The organism is Rhodanobacter caeni (assembly GCF_039523575.1).
In the GTDB taxonomy this organism is placed as follows: domain Bacteria; phylum Pseudomonadota; class Gammaproteobacteria; order Xanthomonadales; family Rhodanobacteraceae; genus Rhodanobacter; species Rhodanobacter caeni.
In genome coordinates, this window is the sequence record NZ_BAAAFO010000002.1 from 358005 (window position 1) to 377272 (window position 19268).

Below are 19268 nucleotides of genomic sequence, written 5' to 3' on the forward strand. Positions count from 1 at the left end.
CTCGTCATTCCAGCGAAAGCTGGAATCCAGCGTCTTCAAGGGACTAACAAGGCGCTGGATCCCAGCTTTCGCTGGGATGACGACTGCTTCGGATATTTCCCCGTATCTACAGCTTCTCGAATTCCCGTTTCAGGTCGTAGCCCTTGTCGGTGACGATGCGCTCCAGCGTTCGCACGCGCTGCTCCAGCGTATCCATGCGGGCCCGGTACTGCGGGTCTTCACGCGGCTGGTCGTGCTTGAAGCGCAAGTGGTCGCGAAGGATGCGCGCGCCGAGCACGACGACGATGATGCTGAGGATGAAAAAAGGACCGTCCATCGTTGTTTCCTAGTGTTCCAGATCGCGAAACTGGCGATCGAGGTCGTACCGATTCGAGGTGACGTAGCCTTCCATGTGCTGCAGTTTCATGTCCAGCTCGCGAAAGCGGTGGCGCACGTCGCGGAAGGTGTCGCCGGCCGAGCGCCGCACGCTGCGCCAGTATTCCTCGTCGGCGTCCCAGTCGTAGAGCGTGTCCGGCTTGGTCGGCAGCACGAAACCGAGCACCAGGTATACCGCCAGCGTCACCACGTTGAACCACAGCAACGCCACGATCGCCAGCACCCGCACCAAGGTGACGTTCCAGCCGAAGTAGTCGGCCAGGCCGGCGCATACGCCCATCAGCTTGCCGTGGCGTGCATCGCGATAGAAGCGCTGCGCGCGCCAGTTGTCGTCGTGTCTCATGGCTGGGTCCCGTGGTGGCGTGGTTGCCAGGCGCTGCGCTCGTCGCCGCTGCCGCGGTAGCGCAGTGGCCGCTGCGGCAGGATCAGTGCGGCCACGACATAGGCCACCACGGCGGCCGTTGGGAAGTACCACGCCAGCGCCAGCGCGGCCACGCGGATCAGCCACGCCGGCCAGTTGAAATGGCCGGCGATGCCCGCGCACACGCCGAAGATCAGGCCGCGTTCCGAATCGCGGTAGAGCCTGCGCCGGTGATAGTCGTCCGTTGAACCGTTCATGCCTTGTCTCTCCAATGAGGTGCCTGGGTATCCAGGATGGTTTCCAGCGTTTTCACGCGGCGCTCCATCCGGTTGGCGAGTTGCCACAGATCCGACAGCATTTTTTCGTCTTCGCGGGTCAGGCATTGCGCGCGCCGGCGCTGCGTCGTGTAGTGCAGGATCAGCCACAGCGGCGCGATGAAAATGCAGAACATGGCGAAGATGGCGGTGAAGTCCATGTCGGGTTACTCCTTGTCGGCAGCTGTCCCCGAGCCCATGCGCTCCTTCAGCGCCGCCAGTTCGGCCTCGACGTGGTCGTGGGTTTCCAGCTCCGCGAACTCGCGGTCGAGGTTGCGCTGCTGGCCCAGGTCGTAGGCTTCGACGCGGCCTTCCATGTGTTCCAGCTTGCGCTCGTAATGCTCGAAGCGGCCCAGCGCGTTGTTGATGCGCTCGTCGTGGGTGCGGCTGCGCGCCTTCAGGCGGTTGGCCGCGGTGTGGTGGCGCAGTTCGAACGCCTTCTGCCGATGCTTGGCGTCGGCCAGCTTGACCTGCAGCGCGGCAATGTCGTCATTGAGCTTGGCCAGGCCCAGTTCGACCTCGTGGCACTGTCCCTGCAGCGCCTCGCGCGCGGTGTCGGTGTGCTTCTTCTCGACCAGCGCGGCCTTGGCCAGGTCGTCGCGCCCCTTGGTGATGGCCAGCTCGGCACGGCGCTGCCACTCGTCGGATTCGCGCCCGGCATGTTCCACGCGCCGCTCCAGCTCCTTGCGGTCGGCGATCGCGCGCGCCGCGGCGGAGCGCACTTCCACCAGCGTGTCCTCCATCTCCTGGATGATCAGCCGCACCACCTTTTCCGGTTCTTCGGCCTTGTCCAGCATCGCGTTGATGTTGGAGTTGATGATGTCGCTCATTCTCGAAAAAACGCCCATGTCTGCTTACCTCGTGATGGTGAAGGGCCCGCGACGTGTGAAGAGCACGGGTCATGCCAAACCGAGGCATGCGCCCAAGTCATTGACAAGGCAATGGTTTATGGTTCGCCGCCGCGGCACAGCCGTGCGAGCGGCGGTTTCATCAACCGATATATGGTTAGATTGACCAATAATGAGCGAAGCAAGCCATTCGCTCGCCCGACCGCTCAGCGAGTGGATGCCTCATGCCAGATCCGCGCACATCGGATACCGAAACCACCGCCATGCTGGGGGAGTCCGCGGCGTTCCTGGACCTGCTGGAACATGCCTCGCGGGTGGCCGCGGTGAACAAGCCGGTGCTGGTCATCGGCGAGCGCGGCACCGGCAAGGAACTGATCGCGGCGCGGCTGCATTACCTGTCGCCGCGCTGGGAGGCGCCGCTGGTCAAACTCAACTGCGCCACCCTGACCGAGGCCCTGCTCGAAACCGAGCTGTTCGGCCATGAGGCGGGCGCGTTCACCGGCGCCAGCCGCCGCCACATCGGCCGCTTCGAGCAGGCCCACGGCGGCACGCTGTTCCTCGACGAACTGGCCACGGTGTCCCTGCGCGTGCAGGAAAAGATCCTGCGCGCGGTCGAGTACGGCCAGTTCGAACGCGTCGGCGGCAGCGAGACGCTGAGCGTGGATGTGCGCATCGTCGGCGCCACCAACGGCGACCTGCCCGCCGCCGTGCGGGCCGGGACATTTCGCGCCGACCTGCTCGACCGGCTGGCGTTCGACGTGCTGACAGTGCCGCCGTTGCGCGCACGCACGGGCGACATCCTGCAACTGGCCGAGCACTTCGCCGTCAACATCAGCCGCGAACTCGGTCGGGACCTGTTCGCCGGTTTCAGCGAATCCGCCCGCGCCGCGCTGGTGCGCTACCCGTGGCCGGGTAACGTGCGTGAGCTGAAAAACGTGGTCGAGCGGTCCGTGCACCGCACGCCGGCCGACGAGGCGGTCGACGCCATCGTTTTCGACCCCTTCGCTTCCGCGTACCGGCCGCCGGTCGAAGCCGAGCCTGGAACGGTCGAGGCGGTGCTTTCGGAAAAACCAATCCCGCTTCCCTGCGATCTCAAGACGGAATTGGCCCGGCTCGAAATCGACCTGGTCCGGCGTGCCCTGGTCGAAGCGCGCCACAACCAGGTCGAGGCCGCGCCGCTGCTGGGACTGGGCTATCACCAGCTGCGCGCGCTGTTGCGCAAGCACGGCCTGGTGAAGTCGCGCAGACGCCCGTCAGAGTCTGCAGACTGACATGATCGAGAGGAGGCGAACGCCCGGTCGCCGTTCAGCACATCGCCCGGCTTCTACCGAGGTGTCCGTGTTGCTGACAGTTCCTTAGCGCGTGCCCTGAGTGACGCGTGATCACACCCATGCCGCTCAATCGCATGGATGTACTAAATATGGGTTGATCCCTGCCGATAACGTAGCTTGCGATAGCGAGCGAGTCGAAGTGCCCTGCAGTCCCTTCGACTTCGGCTCTGCGGGCCTACGCCCAGGTCGAACGTCAGAAGTTCAGCTGGGCTTCGTCGCTAAACAGGTTCCATTTGATTCTTTGGAGTGTGGTATGAACTCGATTTTGCCGGTTGCAATCATGATAATTCTTGTTTTCATGATCTCGGTCGCATTGTTTCAGTGGTTATGGAACACGACTATGCCGGAGGCTTTTGGGCTGAGGGAGATTCGATTCTGGGTGGCATTCCGTTTGACGCTGATTGCGGGAATGTTGACGTCTGGCGGATTCATTGGCGCATCTGTGCTGTAACTCGCATGACCCGTTGTGGGGGTCCGAACAACCGGATATCTGCTCGTCGTCCCGCCGAAAGCCGGGATCCAGCGCCTTCCGGATCAGCCATTAAGGCGCTGGGTTCCTGCTTTCGCAGGAACGACGTAGATCTATCGAGACTTTCGTTTGAAGCTCACGTATCCGCGTTGGCCGCCCAGCCCACCCGGTCGCCGCGGGTGAACACGCGGTCGCCGTCGAGCACGTCGCCGGCCGCGTGGGCCGGCTGGTCGTGCAGCCTGGCGTAGATCGGCGTGAAATCCGGGCGGGTGGCGTCGAACAGCTGCTCGAAGCTGTCGATCACGAAGTAGGTCTGCTGGTAGGTGTCGATGCGGTAGCGCGTGCTCATCACGCGCTCGATGTCGAAGCCGAGGCGGTTGGGCGAGGGCGAGTCCAGGCTGTAGACCGATTCGCCCTTGGAGCTGACGATGCCGGCGCCGTAGATGCGCATGCCCTCGGCGGTGTCGATCAGGCCGAACTCCACCGTGTACCAGTACAACCGGGTCAGGTTCATCAGCGCGTCGGGACCGATCTTGAACGCCTTCATGCCGCCGCGGCCGTAGGCCTGCATGTAGTCGGCAAACACCGGGTTCAGCAGCAGCGGCACGTGGCCGAACAGGTCGTGGAACAGGTCCGGCTCGCTGAGATAATCGAGCTGCTCGGGTTTCCTGATCCACCAGCTGACCGGGAAGCGCCGGTTGGCGAGGTGGTCGAAGAACACCTCATCCGGCAGCAGGCCTTCGACCGCCACCACCTGCCAGCCGGTGGCCGCGGACAGCACGGTGTTGAGCTCGGCAAATTTCGGGATGCCGCCGTCGCCCAGGCCGAAGCGCTCCACGCCGTCGAGGAATTCCCGGCAGGCGCGGCCGCGCAGCAGCTCGCGCTGGCGCTGGAACAAGGTGTCCCACGTTGCGTGCTCGCTGCGGCTGTAGCTGGCCCACGGCTGCTCCACCACGCCGGTGGCATAGACCGGCACGTAGCCGCGATCGGTCTGCTGGTGCTCGATCTTGCGGGGTGTGTTCATGGCCATTCCTGCGTTGGTGGAGGCTCCCGACAGCTTAGCGACGATGTTCCGCACGAAGATTGCTTTCTTGCGTTCGTACGCCGCGGTGGCGCTATATGATTGCGCCACTTCCCTAAAGCCGCGATGAAATTTGCGTATGAACACGCTGGACCGCACGGACCTGCGCATGCTCGCCGTGCTGCAGAGCGAGGGCCGCATCACCAACGCCGAGCTGGCCGAGCGGGTCAGCCTGTCGCCATCGGCATGCCTGCGCCGCTTGCAGCGACTGGAGGCCGACCACGTCATCAGCGGCTACGCGGCGCAGGTCGATCCCCAGGCCGTGGGGCTGGGCCTGCAGGCATTCGTGCGGGTGCAGTTGAGCAAGCACGAGAGCGCCGTGGTCGAGGCGTTCGTCGAGCGCGTCAATGCCTGGGATGAAGTGGTCGCCTGCCACGCGTTGACCGGCGCGATGGACTACCTGCTGCATGTCTACGTGGCGGACCTGGCGGACTTCTCGCGCTTCCTGCTCGACCACCTGTTGAACGCCTCGGGCGTGGCCGACGTGAATTCCAGTTTCGTGCTGCGCACGGTCAAGCGCTCGCCCTCGCTGCCGCTGGCGCACCTGGGCGGGCGGTAGCGCGGCGGTCCCTGTAGGAGCGACTTCAGTCGCGATGCCTCGCCCCAGGCGCCAAAGAAGAGCGTCGCGGCTGAAGCCGCTCCTACAGGGGGTGGCCGGCTGACGCGGCGTTCCGCGCGGCGGCGAACTGACGCTAAACTGCTGCGCTCATGAGCGAGCCATCCCCCTCCGAGCCCCGCGATCCCCTGCGCCCGCTGCGCTACCTGTGGCGCGTGCCGCTGGTGTTGCTGCACATCGTGCTCGGCATTTTGCTGTGCGCGCTGCTGCTCAGCTGGGCCCCGCAGGCGGTGATGAAGGATGGCCGCGAGCCGTTCTCCCACCGCATGATCCGGGCCTGGTCGGTGACGCTGCTGCGCATCTTCGGCATGCGCCCGCGGCGCTTTGGCCAGGCGCAGCGTGATCCGGTGCTGTTCGTGGCCAACCACACCTCGTGGATCGACATCACCATGCTGCACAGCCAGCGCGCGGCGTGTTTCGTGGCCAAGGCGGAGATCGCCGGCTGGCCGCTGATCGGCTGGCTGGCCGCCAGCGCGGGCACGATCTTCCATCGCCGCGGCAACAACCATTCGCTGTCCACCGTGATGCAGGTGATGATCGACCGCCTGCGCGCGGGGCGCTCGGTGGCGGTGTTTCCGGAAGGCGGCACCGGCTACCACGGTGTGCTGAAGGTGTTCCATGCGCGCATTTTCCAGGCCGCGCTGGACGCGGAGGTGTCGGTGCAGCCGGTGGCGCTGCGTTTCGCCCGCAAGGGTCGGCGACTGATCGATGCCGGCTTTCGCGAGCACGAGAGTTTCTTCCACAACATCGTGCGCCTGCTGGGCGAGGCGCCGATGGATGCCGAGATCCACTTCCTCACGCCGGTGCCGGCCACGCCCGACGCGCGTCGCCGCATGGCCGAGCTGTCACGCGAACGCATCGCCGCCGCGCTGGAAGACCGCCAGGAATGAGCCTGCTCTACGGGAAGGATTTTTGCCCGCCCTGGCCACTGCGCAGCGGCCACATCCAGACCATGCTTTCCTCCAGCGGCGTGCGCCGGCTGCTGCTGCCGGCGGCGGCCAAGACGGTGTCGCAGAATGCCGAGCACGTGGTGGTCGATGGCGGCAACGGCGTGCGCCTGTCCGGCGCGTTCACCGCGCAGACCGCGCGGTCGCGGCCACGCGGGCTGGCGGTGCTGTTCCACGGCTGGGAAGGCAGCGTGGATTCGACCTATGTGCTGCAGACCGGCAGCCGCCTGCTGGCCGATGGCTGGGACATCTTCCGCCTGAACTTCCGCGACCACGGCGACAGCCACGGCCTCAACGAGGCGCTGTTCCATTCCTGCCAGCTCGACGAAGTGGTGCACGCGCTGGGCGAGATCGCCCGCCGCTGGCCGGCGCGGCCGCTGGTGCTGGCGGGGTTTTCGCTGGGCGGCAACTTCGCGCTGCGCGTGGCCATGCGGACGTCGCGGCTGGGCATCCCGCTGAGCTACGCGCTGGCGGTGTGCCCCATCATCGATCCGGCGGTGGGGCTGTTCTCGCTGGAGGAGTCGGCGCCGTGGTTCTACCAGGCGTACTTCATGCGCAAATGGCGGCACTCGCTGCTGGCCAAGCAGAAGGCGTTTCCCGAACATCGGTATTTCGAGATGTCGGAAATGAAGCAGCACCTGCGCGGACTGACCGAGGCGCTGGTGCTGCGCCACACGGATTTCAAATCGCTGCAGCAGTATCTGGACGGCTATTCGGTCGCCGGCGACATCATGCAGGCGATGCAGATCCCCGCCACCATCCTCACCGCCCGCGACGATCCGGTGATCCCGGTGCGCAGTTTCGAAGAGCTCGAACTGCCGCCCAACATCGAACTGGACATCGCCCCCTACGGCGGCCATTGCGGCTTCATCCGCGACTTCGGCATGACCAGCTTCACGGACGACTACATTGCCGGGCGCTTCAACGCGGTGGCTGAGAGCGGGGAGTAGGGAATCGGGAATCGGAAAAGCGCCGCACCCCGCCATCGATCACCCTGAGCGTAGCCGCGAAGTGGAAGGGCGGCCTGCGGCGAGGCTTCGACTTCGCCGCTTCGCGGCTACGCTCAGCCCGAACGGGCTCGGCAAGCAAACCTGGCCTCGGGGATGCTTCCATTCGTCATCCCAGCGAAAGCTGGGATCCAGCGCCGGTTACGTTACGGCCGGAGGCGCTGGATTCCAGCTTTCGCTGGAATGACGGCTCATACCCTCCTTGAGGGTTGGGCGGGTTGCGCTTTACACCGCCTCCAGCGCCTGCCCCAGATCCTCGATCAGGTCATCGATGTGCTCGATGCCCACCGACAGCCGGATCATGTCCTCGCTCACGCCGGCCTTGGCCAGCTCCGACGCATCGAGTTGTCGATGCGTGGTGGAGGCCGGGTGGGTGGCCAGCGACTTGGCGTCGCCGATGTTGACCAGTCGCGTGAACAGCTTCATCGCATCAAGCGCCCGCGCCCCGGCGGCGCGCGGGTCGGCATCGCTGCCCTTGACGCCGAACGACAGGATGCCCGAGGCACGGCCGCCCATGTACTTCTGCGCCAGCGCATGGTCGGGGTGGTCGGGCAGGCCGGCGTAGCGCACCCACGACACCTTGGGGTGCTTCTGCAGGTATTTGGCGATGGCCAGCGCATTGTCGCAGGTGCGGTCCATGCGCAGGCCGAGCGTGGCCACGCCCTGCAGGATCAGGAACGCGTTCATCGGCGAAATGGCCGCGCCGGTGTTGCGCAGCGGCACCACGCGCGCGCGGCCGATGTAGGCGGCCGGCCCCAGCGCCTCGGTGTAGACCACGCCGTGGTAGGACACGTCCGGCTCGTTGAGGCGGCGGAAGCGCTCCTTGTGCTCGGCCCAGGGGAATTTGCCGCTGTCCACGATGGCGCCGCCGATGCTGTTGCCGTGGCCGGCGATGTACTTGGTCAGCGCGTGCACCACGATGTCGGCGCCGTGCTCGATCGGGCGGCACAGGTACGGGCTGGGCACGGTGTTGTCGACGATCAGCGGAATGCCGTGGGCGTGGGCGACTTCGGCCAGCGCGGCGATGTCGGTGACGTTGCCCAGCGGGTTGCCGACCGACTCGCAGAAGATCGCCTTGGTGCGCGAGTCGATCAGCGCGGCGAAACTCTCCGGCTTGCCCGCGTCGGCAAAGCGCACCTCCAGCCCCTGCTGCGGAAAGGTGTGCGCGAACAGGTTGTAGCTGCCGCCGTAGATGGTGGCGGTGGAGACGATGTTGTCGCCCGCCTCGGCAATGGTCTGGATAGCGTAGGTCACCGCGGCCATGCCCGAGGCCAGCGCCAGCGCCGCAATGCCGCCTTCCAGCGCGGCGATGCGCTGCTCCAGCACATCCTGGGTGGGGTTCATGATGCGGGTGTAGATATTGCCCGGCACCTTCAGGTCGAACAGGTCCGCGCCATGCTGCGCGTTGTCGAACGCGTAGGCCACGGTCTGGTAGATCGGCACGGCCGAGGAGCGGGTGGTGGGGTCCGGCGAGTATCCGGCGTGGACGGCAAGTGTCTCGATCTTCATGTGGCGCTCCGTGGTATCCAAGAGGTCTGTCGTGCGTACCCGCACTTCTCCCTAGCCTACAGGTACCGCGGAACGTTTTGGCCGTATGGACGGCCGCGCGGCAAGCCGGTCAGCGCGGCGGCGATGCCTGCCGCAGCGGATCGAGCAGGCCCGCCAGGCCGTTGTGGTCGATTTCCAGCGCCAGCGCCAGCAGTCGCCCCAGCGACCCCGGCGGAAACCCCTTGCGCGCAAACCAGGCCAGGTACGCGCCCGGCAGGTCGGCAAGGAGGCGGCCCTGGTACTTGCCGTAAGGCATGCGCACGGTCACCAGCTGTTGCAGGTCGTTCGCGTCCATGGCCCACCGTCGTGAAGAATGTCGCGGCATGGTAAGTGCTGCGCGCGCGATGTGTTGCGGTATAGGCTTGAAAGACAGGATCGGGAGCAAACCCCTCCTGACGTCCCCTGCAGGCAGGGGAGGAACCGGGCCGGGGCTTTGCTCCCTCCCCTGCTTGCAGGGGAGGGTTGGGGAGGGGCTCTTGCCCTGGATCTCCTCCGGAAATGATCATGAAAAACCGCCACGCCGATGGAGAACCGCCATGCAACTGCGCAGTGACAGCTTCGAGAACGGCCAACCCATTCCGGCGGAATTCGCCTTCGGCAGGCGCGCCGATCCGATGGCGCTGTCGGACAACCGCAGCCCGCACCTGGCGTGGAAGGACGCGCCGGCGGGCACCCGCTCGTTCGTGCTCGCCGTGATCGACCCCGACGTGCCCAGCCGCGGCGACGACGTCAACCAGCCCGGCCGCCGCGTGCCGGCCGACATGCGCCGGGTGGAGTTCGTGCACTGGCTGATGGCCGACATCCCGCCCGAGTGCGTCGAGCTGGCGGCCGGCGCCTGCAGCGACGGCGTGGTGGCGCACGGCAAGCATGACCCTGCCGGGCCGCCGCGCAGCGTGCAGGGCATGAACGATTTCACCGGCTTCTTCGCCGGCGACCCCGACATGGTGGGCGAGTACCTGGGCTACGACGGCCCCTGCCCGCCGTGGAACGACGAGCTGGTGCACCACTACCACTTCCGCCTGGCGGCGCTGGACGTGGCCACGCTGGGGCTGGCGCGCGGCTTCACGCTGACGCAATTGCGCGAGGCGATGGATGGCCATGTGCTGGCCAGCGCGGAATGGGTGGGCACCTACAGCCTCAACCCCACGCACCCGGGCTGACCGCCCGGCGGGCGCCCCGCCGGACGTCGCCGCGGCGTGCAGGGGCGCGTTGCGCGCCTTCACGCGCGCATGGCATCGGGCTCGGGATGATGCGGATCCATGCGGCGGACGCCGCAGATTCCCACCCCAAGAGGACATGCCCATGCTTCACTACGCGCTGGTTTTTCTGGTTATCGCCATCATTGCCGCGGTATTCGGTTTCGGCGGCATCGCGGGCACCGCGGCTGGCATCGCGAAAATCCTGTTCGTCATCTTCCTGATCCTGGCGATCATTGCCTTCTTCCGCCGCGCCAGTTGACCGGTAGGAAAGTCGCAACACCCCACGTTTTCCCGGAGCCAAGCCAATGAACAACCAACTGCCTGAGAATTCCGCGCCGCTGAGCGGCAACCGCATCGACGAAAAGGCCGAGCGCGTGAAGCAGGCCACATCCAGCGCCGTGGCCAGCACCAAGGAAGCGGTCGATCGCGCCGCCGACCACGTCGAGGAAAGCCTGCATCGGGCCACCGACAAGACCGCGCAAGCCGCCAACCGCGCCGCCGATACGGCCGCCGACGTGGCCGAGCGTGGCCGCGAGGTGTGCGACCGCACGATGGATACCGCCGACGCGTGGCTGGACCAGGCACGGCTTTACGTGCGTGAGAAGCCGATGCAGTCGGTCGCCATGGCGTTGGGGGCTGGCTGGCTGCTTGGCCGTATCCTGCGGCGCTGATCGGCGCCGGGGGATATCCATGCAGGAACCAGGAAACGAGCGGGCCGCCGATGGCCCCCGCGAATCTGCAACGGCGCCGGCGTCCTCGGCGCCGTTGCCGTCTGGATGGCTGGTCGACATCACGCGACTGGGCCGTGCGTTGGGCCAGCTGTTCGGCGCGCAATGGACCTTGCTGACGGCCGAACTGGGGTTGGCCCGCAGGGCGGTGTCATGGCTTTTCATCGCGGGATTGGTGGCCACGGTTGCCGGAGTGGCGCTGGCGCTGACCCTGATGGCGCTGCTGGGGCTGGCGTTGGCCAAATGGTTTGGCTCGTGGCTGTGGGCGCTGGCGACGCTGTGCGTGCTGCAGCTGCTGCTGCTGGTGGCGGCGGTATGGCTGTTCCGTCGCTGCATGCACTGGATGACCTTGCCCGCCACCCGCGGCGAGTGTGGTGCGATCATCCGCGATACCGTGCACAGGGCGCGGCAGGAAAACGCGGCCCACGCGGCGGCAGGCGCCGAAGCGGGAGCACCGTTGGCAGCTGCGCGCGATGCGGCAGCGCAAGCGCCTCAACCGGCGTCGTCGCCACCTAACCGGGGGAATTGAACATGGGCATGCTGTCGCAGGTTGCCGAGGTGAAAATGGCGCAGGCGCAGGTGGCGCTGGCGCGGCATCGCGTGGGCGAGCCGGCCGGTGCACTGCTGGACCGGGGGCGCGCGCATCCCTTGGGCACGGTGGGCGTATCCGCTGCTGTCGGCTTCGTGCTGGGGCGGCTGAACGTGCATCCGCTGCGCCTGCCGGGGCTGGGCGCGCTGCTGGGTGGCGGCCTGGCCGAGCTGGTGACGATGGGCTCGCGCATGATCGCCGAGCTTGGCGTGGCCGGGCTGGGTGCCGCCGCGGGCGATCCCTCAGACACAGAGTCCGCCGCAGACCCGACATGAACCAGATCGACCCGCTGCCCCTGTCTTCGGCCACTCCGCCGGAGGCCTCCGCCGAGGCGCTCCTGGCGATCGACGCCGAGCTGTCGCAGGACCCGACCCTGCGCCGCATGTCGCCCGGCCTGCGCGCCACGCGCGGCATGCGTCGCCACCTGCGCGCACTGCGCATCGTGATGAATGCGCTGTTGCTGCTGGCCCTGCTCTACACCATCACCATCACGCGCGCCTTGCTGATTCCGCTGGTGCTGGCCGCCTTCATCGGCCTGGCGCTGAACCCCATCGTGGCCGCCGGTTCGCGCGTGCGCCTGCCGCGCTGGCTCACCGCCAGCGTGCTGGTGATCAGCCTGATGGTCGGCATCGGCACCGGCGCCAACCTGCTGGCGCAGCCGGCGGTGGGCTGGTTCCAGGGCGCGCCCTCGGCCATCCGCCACTTCGTGCCCAAACTGAAGGGCCTCACCCGGCCGCTGGAGGCGGCCAACCGTGCCACGCAGACACTGGTGAGCGGTCATCCCGTGCGCACATCGAGTGCGCCGCCGCCCGTGTCGTTCACCGCGTGGGACGTGGTGTCCACCGCGCCCAAGGTGCTGGCCGCGGTGCTGAGCGTGGTGCTGTTGGTGTTTTTCTTCCTGCTCTATGGTGACTCGATGCTGCGCCGGCTGGTGGAGATCACCCCCAGCTTTGCCTACAAGCGCCACGCCGTGACCATCGTGCGCAGCATCCAGAGCGAGATATCGCGCTACCTGCTCACCGCGCTGTCCATCAATGCCGGCCTGGGCGCGATCACCGCCGGCATGCTGTGGCTGTACGAAGTGCCCGACGCCTTGCTGTGGGGCGCGGTGGCGATGTTCGCCAACTTCATCCCGTACGTGGGCGCCATCAGCACCACCGCGCTGCTGGCGGTGGTGTGCATGCTGTACGCCAACGACGCCAGCTTCGACGTGTTCCTGCCCGCGCTGACCTTCGCCGGCATCACCGCCATCGAAGGCAACCTGATCACCCCGTTCATCCAGGGCCACAGCATGCGCCTCAGCCCCATCGCGATTCTGCTGTGGCTGCTGATCTGGGGCTGGCTATGGGGTATCCCCGGCGCCCTGCTGGCGGTGCCGATGCTCACCTGCACCAAGCTCATCACCGAGCGCGTGCGGGGCTGGGAGTGGTTCGCGCATATCGTGCAGCGGTAAGGCGCGTACCCTGTGCGCGGTGCCTTGGCTCCTTGTAGGAGCGACTTCAGTCGCGATGCTTTTTTGGTAGAGCTGGAACAAAAGCAGAGCATCGCGCACAGGGTGCGCTCCTACAGCAACCCCAACACCGCCCGCGCCCCGGCCCGGAACCGCCGACTCAAATCCAGCCGCGTTCCATCCTGCAGCACCACTTCCGCACCACCCTTGAACATCGGATGCACCTCGCGAACCCGCGACAGGTTGACCACGGTGCCGCGGTGGATGCGCAGGAACTGCGTGGGGTCGAGTTGCGCCAGCATGTGGCGCAGGGTGTCGCGGTGCAGGTAGCGGACGGGGCCGACGTGGATGTGCAGGTAGTTGCCGTCGGCGGATCCAGTCGATGTCGTCGACGGCGAGCACGCGGATGTGTTCGCCGTGGCGCACGCTGAGGCGTTGGGCGTAGCCGTCGGCGGGCGTGCCTTCGAGCGCCGGGTCGGCGGTGGCGTGCAGGCCTTGCCAGTGCTGGTTGACGCGGGCCATGGCCTGGCCGAAGCGGGTCTGTTCGATCGGCTTGAGCACGTAGTCCAGCGCCATCGCGTCGAATGCGCGCAGCGCGTGGTCGGCGAAGGCGGTGGCGAACACCACCAGCGGCAGGCGGTCGGGGGCGAGTTCGTCGAGCAGTTCGAAGCCGTCCATGCCGGGCATCCGGATGTCGAGGAATAGCAGGTCGGGGCGCAGCACGCGTACCGCCTGCATCGCTTCGGCAGCGTTGCCGCATTCGCCGACGATGTCCACCTCGTCGTGGCTGGCCGGCACCTGCACCGCCAGGAGGCGACGCCAGTCGTGCCCGGCGGTCTGCCGGCCCAGCCAGCCCACCATCGGCACCAGCGCCATCCACAACCAGAAGTTGGAGAGGTTCCAGCTGAGCGCGCGCAGCCAGTTCGGCGGGTAGCCTTCGCTGATCGAGGACAGTCCGCTGCTCAGCGCATACGAGAGCGCCAGCCCGGTCCAGAAGGCGAGCGCCAGTGCGCGTTTCTTCCAGTGGATATGTCCGCTCACGTAATGCTCCTGCGCGCGACGCCGCTGGACGGCGCACCACAGCGGCAGTGTGCGGCCACCGTGCGGGACGAAACAATATTCGATGGCGGGAGAGCGGCGTGGCTTCGCAAGCCAACGGCGCGATTCATTGCTCGCGGTCCGGCGCCAGCCCTTCGGCGAACCTCACCACGGTGTTGCTGCCGGGCCATTCGTCTTGCCGCGCGGCAGCGTCGTCGTCCGCTTGCCACGGCGTGCCCATCCGCGCGATGTCGTCGTAGCGGCCCAGCCGTTCGAACGCGCGGATCTCGAACGGCAGGCCCTCGCCACCCAGCGGCGAGTTCGCGTCCGCCATGTGGAAATGCAGGTGCGGGCCGGTGGATTCGCCGGAGAAACCCAGCGCGGCGATGACCTGGCCCACCCGCACACGTTCGCCGATCGCGACGCGGATGCTGTGCTTGCGCAGGTGCTCGTAGAACGCATAACGCCCGTCGGGCAACTGCAGCGCCACGTAGTTGCCCGCATCGTCCTCGGGCCGGTGATGCGTGCGCTGCGAGATCCGCGCCGGTTCGTCCATGCCGTCGCGCACCGCCGCCACGCGCGCATCGGCCACCGCCAGCACGTCGGCGCCGGCACCGTACCAGGCGCGGGCCAGGTCGGCATCGCCATTGGCGTAGCGGCCGTGCGCGTCCAGCTTCACCCAGTCGATGGCGAAGCGGCCGGGAAGGCGGGCGTGGCCGTCGACACGATAGAACACGCGCCGGTGGCCGCGCGGCCAGTCGGCGGCGTGGATCGCCAGCCATGGACCGCCGCGCAACGGCGGCGCCAACAGCGATGGCCGGGTCCGTGGCAATACCTGCGGTGCGCCGGAGAGCTGCGCGGTGGCGCGCGCCCCGTCCAGGCGATAGCCGACGCGGTGCCGAATCGTCCCGATGGGGGCGCGCGCCGGCAGCGGGACATCGATGAATACCACCACCTACTGGCCCGGTTCGAGCGGCGTCAGCGGGGAGGTCGGCAGCGTGGACGGCCCTGCGCCGGACGGCGCCGGCGCGGCATCGAGGACGACCGCATGCTGTTGCAGCGTCTTGCCCGACAGTCGCGCGAGCGTGCGCCCGCCGCGCCCGTCGAGCACGACGAATTCCTCCAGCGTCAAGCGATGGCCGGAGCGGTTGGTCAATTGCACTTCGTAGTCGAGTTGCGGGTGGCCTTCGACGCGCACCGGCGTGGGCGGCACCGCGATCGCTATGTCCAGGTCGGGTGCCGCGCCGTGCGCGCGGGTGATGCCGCCCGCGACCAGCGCCAGGCCCAGGCAACAGGTTCGCATGGCGGCAGGAAATGACATGGCGTGGCTCGCAGGGATGATCCGTGCACGGTGGCAGCGATGCGCGCCGATGTCACCGGCGTCGTGACGGCCGGTGCCGTGACCGTGACCAGCGGCGCGCGGACCGGCGCGAACGGAACGCGCCTGCGGCCACCGCCGAAGCCCGCGTTGCGGCCGCTCGTCACCGGCGGGTTCGCGTTCGTCACCCATCCGATGCGGCGTGCGCGGTGAAGGCGCAGCCTTGCCCGGCGGCATTCCGACCGCGCAGGAGGAGCGCAGCATGCGCACGCAACGCAGGTTTTTCCTCGGCACGGCATGCATCGCCATGCTGGTGCTGGGGGTGCAGTGGACCATCGCGGCCACCGTCGTCCATGCCCGTGGCGTGGACGGCGAAAGCGCGCGCACCGAGGCCGCGGTGCGCGGTGGACCAGCACTGGATGGATGCCGAACTCGACGGCGACAGCGCCTGGCTCGACGCCATGCTGCTGCCGGAGTACCGCTCGGTCGGCGCCGACGGCACGGTGCTCAAGAAAGCCGCGCTGCTCGCGCACGCGGCCAGGAACCGGGGCAACGACACCGAGCGGCGCCAGGTCGAGGCGTGGCTGAAGGCGCACCCTTCCGGGCAGGCGGTGGTGATCCGCGACGACACCGCGATCCTCACCTTTTACGACCCGAAACTCGGGCCGCAGAGCGGCGTGCGTTCCGCCGACGTGTTCGTCTACGAAAACGGCCGCTGGCATGCGTTGTATTCGCAGCACAGCAGGGCTGGTGGCTAGCTCGCTCAATCCGGCGCCACGCGCACCACCAGCTTGCCGAAGTTGCGCCCTTCGAGCAAGCCGATGAACGCCGCCGGGGCGTGTTCCAGGCCCTCGACGCGATCCTCGCGCAGGGTGATCCGGCCGGCGTCCAGCCAGGCCTGCATGTCGGCGCGGAAGGCGTCGAAGCGCTCCGCGTAATGGTCCAGGATGACGAAGCCCTGCATGCGGATGCGCTTCTGCAGCACGCTGGCCATCAGCTGCGGGCGGCGATCCGGGGCCGCCGGCGCTGCGTCGTCGTTGTAGTGCGCGATCAGGCCGCATACCGGCACCCGCGCATGATGGTTGAGCCGCGGCAGCACGGCGTCGAGCACGGCGCCGCCCACGTTCTCGAAGTACACGTCGATGCCGTCCGGGCAGGCTGCGGCGAGCCGCCCGGCGAGGTTCGGCGCGCGGTGGTCGAGGCAGGCATCGAAGCCCAGCTCTTCCACCGCGTACCTGCATTTGTCCGCGCCGCCGGCAATGCCGACCACGCGCGCGCCCTTGAGCCGGGCGATCTGGCCCACCACGGCGCCGACCGCGCCGGTGGCGGCGGCCACCGCCACGGTCTCGCCGGGTTGCGGCTGGCCGATGTCGAGCAGGCCGACGTAGGCGGTGAAGCCGGTCATGCCCAGGCCGCCCAGCGCCAGCGAAGGCTGTGGCAGATCGCCCAGCGCGGTCAGCGTGTCGCCCGCGGCCACGGCGTAGTCCTGCCAGCCGGCGCTGGCCAGCACCAGTTCGCCGGGCCCGAAGCCCGGGTGGCGCGAATCGATCACGCGGCTCACCGTGCCGCCCATCATCGGCTGGCCCAGGGCCAGGCCCGGCGCGTACTCGGTGCCGGCCTCGTCCATCAGGTTGCGCATGTACGGATCGAGCGAGAGGTACAGCGTGCGCAGCAGCACCTCGCCTTCGGCGGGGGCCGGGATCGGCGCCTGTTCCAGGCGAAAGTCTTGCGCGGTCGGCATCCCGTGCGGGCGGGCGGCGAGCACGATGCGGCGGTTGGTGGAGGCGTCTTGCGTCATGGGATGGCTCCGTTGGCGAGGGGTTACCAGGGGATTTGTGCGCCGTCGCGGAAGAAGCGGCCGGTCGGGGCCGGCGCCGGCAGGCAGGCGGCCCACACGATACCGCGGGCACCGGCGCTGACCGGTCGCCCGCCGGCGCCGCCCAGCTCGGTGGCGACCCAGCCCGGGCAGACCGCGTTGACGGTAATGCCGCTGCCATCCAGTTCCGCCGCCAGCGTGCGGGTGTACGCGTTGAGCGCGGACTTGGAGGTGCGGTAGGCCACGCAGTGGCGGCTGTTCGAGTCGCTGGCGCCGCAGCGGCTGGAGACGTTGACGATGCGGCCGTAGCCGTGCCGGCGCATCAGCGGCAGCATCGCGCTGCTCAGCCGCCAGGTGCCGAACAGGTGGGTCTGCATCGCATCAAGCGCGGGCGCCAGGTCGGCGCTGCTGGCGTGGGCGTCGTGGTCGTAATACCCGCCGGCATTGTTGACCAGCACGTCGAGCCGGCCGTAGGTGATGTCGATCCAGCGCGCCAGCGTCTCGATCTGCTCCTTGCTGGTGACGTCGAGCTGCACCGCGATGACTTCGCCCGGCCCGCCGGCCAGTTGTCGCGCGGCGTGCAGGCCCTTGTCGAAGTTGCGCGCCCCCAGCAGCACGGTCATGCCGCGCTCGCTGAGCTGGCGCGCCACCTCGAAGCCCAGGCCGCGGTTGGCGCCGCTGACCAGGGCCACGCGATACACGGGCGCGGCGGCAGTGGCCGGCGCGCGCCTGGCCGGCCGGTTCATGGCGCCGCGTCGGCCTGGGCCACCGCGCTGCAGTGTTCATCACCGCAGGCCTGCCAGCCGCCGCCCAGCGACTTGTACAAGGCCACGGCGCGCGTATTGACCGCGGCCTCGGCCTGCGCCAGCTCGTCCTCGGCGGCGAGCTGGGTGCGCTCGGCGTCGAGCAGTTCGAGGAAGCCGGTAGCGCCTTCCTGGTAGCGCACGCGGGCCAGGTCCGCGGCGCGCTTGCTCTGCGTGGCCTGCTCGATCAGGTGATCGACGCGCACGCGTTGCTGGTTGAAGCCGGTGATCGCGTTGTCGATGTCCTCGATCGCTTCCAGCACGGTGCGCTGGTAGTTCGCCTGCGCCGCGTCGGCACGTGCCTCGCTGACGTGCAGGTTGGCCCGCACGCGCTGCACGTTGAGGCCGGCCCAGTGGATGCTCGGCATCAGCGACCACGCCCGCGTTGACGGGCTGCCGAAGTCGTTGCTGCGCCCGGACAGGAAGCCGAGGAAACCGCCCAGCGAGATGTGCGGGAAGAAATCCGCCTTGGCCACGCCGATGCGTGCGGTGGCGGCGGCGTATTCGCGTTCGGCCGTCTGGACGTCCGGACGGCGCGACAGCACGTCGCCGGCGTCGCCGATCGGCAAGGTGGTGGCGATCGGGGTGAAGGTCCTGGGCGACACGTCGATGTCGAGCTCGCCCGGGCGCTCGCCCAGCAGCACGGCGAGGCGGTACTCGCTGGCGCTGGCCTGGGTCTGCAGCAGCGGCAGTTGCGCCTGCACCGCGCTGAGGCGGGCCTTCGCGCTGGCCACGTCCTGCTCGGCGCCGGTGCCGACCTGCTGGCGCACCTCGGTCAGATGCACCGTCTGGCGCTGGTTGTCGATGTCGCGGCGGGCGATGTCGAGCCGCAGCTGGGTGCCGCGCAGTTCGAAATAATTGCGCGCCACCTCGGCCAGCAGGCTGACCTGCACGTCGTGCAACGCCGCCTCGCTGGCGCCCAGATCGGCACCGGCCGCTTCCACGGAGCGGCGCACGCCGCCAAACACGTCCAGCTCCCACGAGGCATCGAAGCCGGCCTGGTAGGTCGTCGTGGTGACGCGCTGGTCGGTGAAGCCAGGCTGCTGGCCACGGCTGCGGGTGTAGCTCACACCGGTGTCGATGCTGGGCAGGCGGTCGGACTTGGCGCCGCTGAGCAGCGCGCGCGCTTCATGCAGACGCGCCACCGCGATGCGCAGGTCGAGGTTGTTCGCCGCCGCACGCTGGATCAGTGCATCCAGCGTCGGGTCGTTGAACTGCTTCCACCACGCGGCCTGGAACTGCGCGTTGTTTTCCTGCGCGGCATCGAGGCCCTGCAACTGCGGCGCGGCGATTTTCTCGGCGTGGTAGTCGGGGCCGATGCTGGCGCAACCGGCCAGCGCGAGGGCGGCGGCCAACAACGTGCTGCGCATCACCGTCGTCCCAGCGAAAGCTGGGACCCAGTGCCTTCGGGGCTTCGTGAAAGCCGCTGG

27 protein-coding genes and 1 pseudogene are annotated in these 19268 nt (G+C 68.1%); 13 read left to right on the plus strand and 15 right to left on the minus strand.

Going from position 1 to position 19268, the window contains the following annotated elements; all coding sequences use genetic code 11:
• Positions 1-106: 106 nt before the first annotated feature.
• The 5 genes from ABD017_RS06040 to pspA are packed head-to-tail and all read right to left on the minus strand — an operon-like array spanning position 107 to position 1898.
• Positions 107-316 (minus strand): hypothetical protein, encoded by a 210-nt coding sequence (locus tag ABD017_RS06040; protein WP_343881199.1) that lies wholly within the window; start codon positions 314-316, stop codon positions 107-109.
• A gap of 9 nt (positions 317-325) precedes the next feature.
• Positions 326-718, minus strand: a complete 393-nt coding sequence (pspC, locus tag ABD017_RS06045; RefSeq protein WP_343881201.1) for an envelope stress response membrane protein PspC — start codon at positions 716-718, stop codon at positions 326-328.
• Positions 715-993, minus strand: a complete 279-nt coding sequence (locus ABD017_RS06050) for a PspC domain-containing protein (RefSeq protein ID WP_343881203.1) — start codon at positions 991-993, stop codon at positions 715-717. The genes pspC and ABD017_RS06050 overlap by 4 nt, the downstream gene beginning before the upstream one ends.
• Positions 990-1211 carry an envelope stress response membrane protein PspB gene (gene pspB / locus ABD017_RS06055; protein WP_343881205.1) on the minus strand — a complete coding sequence of 74 codons (222 nt, stop codon included), beginning with the start codon at positions 1209-1211 and terminating at the stop codon, positions 990-992. Before pspB ends, ABD017_RS06050 begins: the two co-directional genes overlap by 4 nt.
• A gap of 6 nt (positions 1212-1217) precedes the next feature.
• On the minus strand, positions 1218-1898 hold the full coding sequence (gene pspA, locus ABD017_RS06060) for a phage shock protein PspA (protein WP_343881207.1): 681 nt from the start codon (positions 1896-1898) through the stop codon (positions 1218-1220).
• A gap of 263 nt (positions 1899-2161) precedes the next feature.
• Between pspA and pspF the strand changes: the two genes are divergently transcribed.
• Positions 2162-3169 carry a phage shock protein operon transcriptional activator gene (gene pspF, locus ABD017_RS06065; RefSeq protein ID WP_343882189.1) on the plus strand — a complete coding sequence of 336 codons (1008 nt, stop codon included), beginning with the start codon at positions 2162-2164 and terminating at the stop codon, positions 3167-3169.
• A gap of 313 nt (positions 3170-3482) precedes the next feature.
• Positions 3483-3680: a hypothetical protein gene (locus ABD017_RS06070; RefSeq protein ID WP_343881209.1), complete on the plus strand. Its 198-nt coding sequence runs from the start codon at positions 3483-3485 to the stop codon at positions 3678-3680.
• Positions 3681-3834: 154 nt separating this feature from the next.
• On the opposite strand, the gene phhA is transcribed toward ABD017_RS06070, so the two are convergent.
• Positions 3835-4728, minus strand: a complete 894-nt coding sequence (gene phhA, locus ABD017_RS06075) for a phenylalanine 4-monooxygenase (RefSeq protein ID WP_425543676.1) — start codon at positions 4726-4728, stop codon at positions 3835-3837.
• Positions 4729-4858: 130 nt separating this feature from the next.
• Between phhA and ABD017_RS06080 the strand changes: the two genes are divergently transcribed.
• From ABD017_RS06080 to ABD017_RS06090, 3 genes are all read left to right on the plus strand, one after another.
• Entirely contained in the window at positions 4859-5338 is a 480-nt protein-coding gene (locus ABD017_RS06080) for an Lrp/AsnC family transcriptional regulator (protein WP_343881213.1), read from the plus strand.
• A gap of 149 nt (positions 5339-5487) precedes the next feature.
• Positions 5488-6285, plus strand: coding sequence for a lysophospholipid acyltransferase family protein (locus ABD017_RS06085; RefSeq protein WP_343881215.1), 798 nt, complete (start codon positions 5488-5490; stop codon positions 6283-6285).
• Positions 6282-7292, plus strand: coding sequence for a YheT family hydrolase (locus tag ABD017_RS06090; RefSeq protein ID WP_343881217.1), 1011 nt, complete (start codon positions 6282-6284; stop codon positions 7290-7292). The genes ABD017_RS06085 and ABD017_RS06090 overlap by 4 nt, the downstream gene beginning before the upstream one ends.
• Before the next feature lie 282 nt (positions 7293-7574).
• On the opposite strand, the gene ABD017_RS06095 is transcribed toward ABD017_RS06090, so the two are convergent.
• A complete protein-coding gene (locus ABD017_RS06095; RefSeq protein WP_343881219.1) occupies positions 7575-8858 on the minus strand; it encodes an O-acetylhomoserine aminocarboxypropyltransferase/cysteine synthase family protein in 1284 nt (427 codons plus the stop codon).
• 109 nt (positions 8859-8967) lie between these two features.
• Positions 8968-9192 (minus strand): DUF3820 family protein, encoded by a 225-nt coding sequence (locus tag ABD017_RS06100; protein WP_343881221.1) that lies wholly within the window; start codon positions 9190-9192, stop codon positions 8968-8970.
• Between the two features lie 241 nt (positions 9193-9433).
• On the opposite strand from ABD017_RS06100, the gene ABD017_RS06105 reads away from it, so the two are divergent.
• The 6 genes from ABD017_RS06105 (at position 9434) to ABD017_RS06130 (ending at position 12866) form a co-directional block, all read left to right on the plus strand.
• Positions 9434-10057 (plus strand): YbhB/YbcL family Raf kinase inhibitor-like protein, encoded by a 624-nt coding sequence (locus tag ABD017_RS06105; RefSeq protein WP_343881223.1) that lies wholly within the window; start codon positions 9434-9436, stop codon positions 10055-10057.
• 142 nt (positions 10058-10199) lie between these two features.
• Positions 10200-10355, plus strand: a complete 156-nt coding sequence (locus ABD017_RS06110; protein ID WP_343881225.1) for a DUF1328 domain-containing protein — start codon at positions 10200-10202, stop codon at positions 10353-10355.
• Between the two features lie 46 nt (positions 10356-10401).
• Positions 10402-10767: an ElaB/YgaM/YqjD family protein gene (locus ABD017_RS06115; RefSeq protein WP_343881227.1), complete on the plus strand. Its 366-nt coding sequence runs from the start codon at positions 10402-10404 to the stop codon at positions 10765-10767.
• A 19-nt stretch (positions 10768-10786) separates the two neighbouring features.
• Positions 10787-11353, plus strand: coding sequence for an ABC transporter ATP-binding protein (locus ABD017_RS06120; RefSeq protein ID WP_343881229.1), 567 nt, complete (start codon positions 10787-10789; stop codon positions 11351-11353).
• Between the two features lie 2 nt (positions 11354-11355).
• On the plus strand, positions 11356-11688 hold the full coding sequence (locus tag ABD017_RS06125) for a hypothetical protein (RefSeq protein WP_343881231.1): 333 nt from the start codon (positions 11356-11358) through the stop codon (positions 11686-11688).
• Positions 11685-12866 carry an AI-2E family transporter gene (locus ABD017_RS06130; protein WP_343881233.1) on the plus strand — a complete coding sequence of 394 codons (1182 nt, stop codon included), beginning with the start codon at positions 11685-11687 and terminating at the stop codon, positions 12864-12866. The genes ABD017_RS06125 and ABD017_RS06130 overlap by 4 nt, the downstream gene beginning before the upstream one ends.
• A 110-nt stretch (positions 12867-12976) precedes the next feature.
• On the opposite strand, the gene ABD017_RS06135 is transcribed toward ABD017_RS06130, so the two are convergent.
• The 4 genes and pseudogenes from ABD017_RS06135 to ABD017_RS06150 form a co-directional block, all read right to left on the minus strand.
• The gene (locus ABD017_RS06135; protein WP_343882191.1) at positions 12977-13219 is read right to left on the minus strand and encodes a LytTR family DNA-binding domain-containing protein; all 243 of its coding nucleotides are present in this window, start codon (positions 13217-13219) and stop codon (positions 12977-12979) included.
• 229 nt (positions 13220-13448) lie between these two features.
• Positions 13449-13739, minus strand: a pseudogene (locus ABD017_RS06140) (LytR/AlgR family response regulator transcription factor); the annotation flags it as partial.
• Positions 13740-14028: 289 nt separating this feature from the next.
• Positions 14029-14853 (minus strand): M23 family metallopeptidase, encoded by an 825-nt coding sequence (locus tag ABD017_RS06145; protein WP_343881235.1) that lies wholly within the window; start codon positions 14851-14853, stop codon positions 14029-14031.
• A gap of 3 nt (positions 14854-14856) precedes the next feature.
• A complete protein-coding gene (locus ABD017_RS06150; RefSeq protein WP_343881237.1) occupies positions 14857-15222 on the minus strand; it encodes a hypothetical protein in 366 nt (121 codons plus the stop codon).
• Positions 15223-15261: 39 nt separating this feature from the next.
• Here ABD017_RS06150 and ABD017_RS06155 point away from each other — a divergent pair, with 39 nt between their 5' ends.
• Positions 15262-15432, plus strand: coding sequence for a hypothetical protein (locus ABD017_RS06155; RefSeq protein ID WP_343881239.1), 171 nt, complete (start codon positions 15262-15264; stop codon positions 15430-15432).
• 206 nt (positions 15433-15638) lie between these two features.
• Positions 15639-15977 carry a DUF4440 domain-containing protein gene (locus ABD017_RS06160; RefSeq protein ID WP_343881241.1) on the plus strand — a complete coding sequence of 113 codons (339 nt, stop codon included), beginning with the start codon at positions 15639-15641 and terminating at the stop codon, positions 15975-15977.
• Between the two features lie 5 nt (positions 15978-15982).
• Here the strand turns inward: ABD017_RS06160 and ABD017_RS06165 are convergent, their stop codons facing one another.
• Genes ABD017_RS06165 through ABD017_RS06175 form a run of 3 tightly spaced genes read right to left on the minus strand, consistent with a single transcriptional unit; the run spans position 15983 to position 19208 of the window.
• Complete coding sequence (locus tag ABD017_RS06165) at positions 15983-17017, minus strand: NADP-dependent oxidoreductase (protein WP_343881243.1); 1035 nt, start codon at positions 17015-17017, stop codon at positions 15983-15985.
• 23 nt (positions 17018-17040) lie between these two features.
• On the minus strand, positions 17041-17781 hold the full coding sequence (locus ABD017_RS06170) for an SDR family NAD(P)-dependent oxidoreductase (RefSeq protein ID WP_343881245.1): 741 nt from the start codon (positions 17779-17781) through the stop codon (positions 17041-17043).
• On the minus strand, positions 17778-19208 hold the full coding sequence (locus ABD017_RS06175; RefSeq protein ID WP_343881247.1) for an efflux transporter outer membrane subunit: 1431 nt from the start codon (positions 19206-19208) through the stop codon (positions 17778-17780). Before ABD017_RS06175 ends, ABD017_RS06170 begins: the two co-directional genes overlap by 4 nt.
• Between the last annotated feature and the right edge of the window lie 60 nt (positions 19209-19268).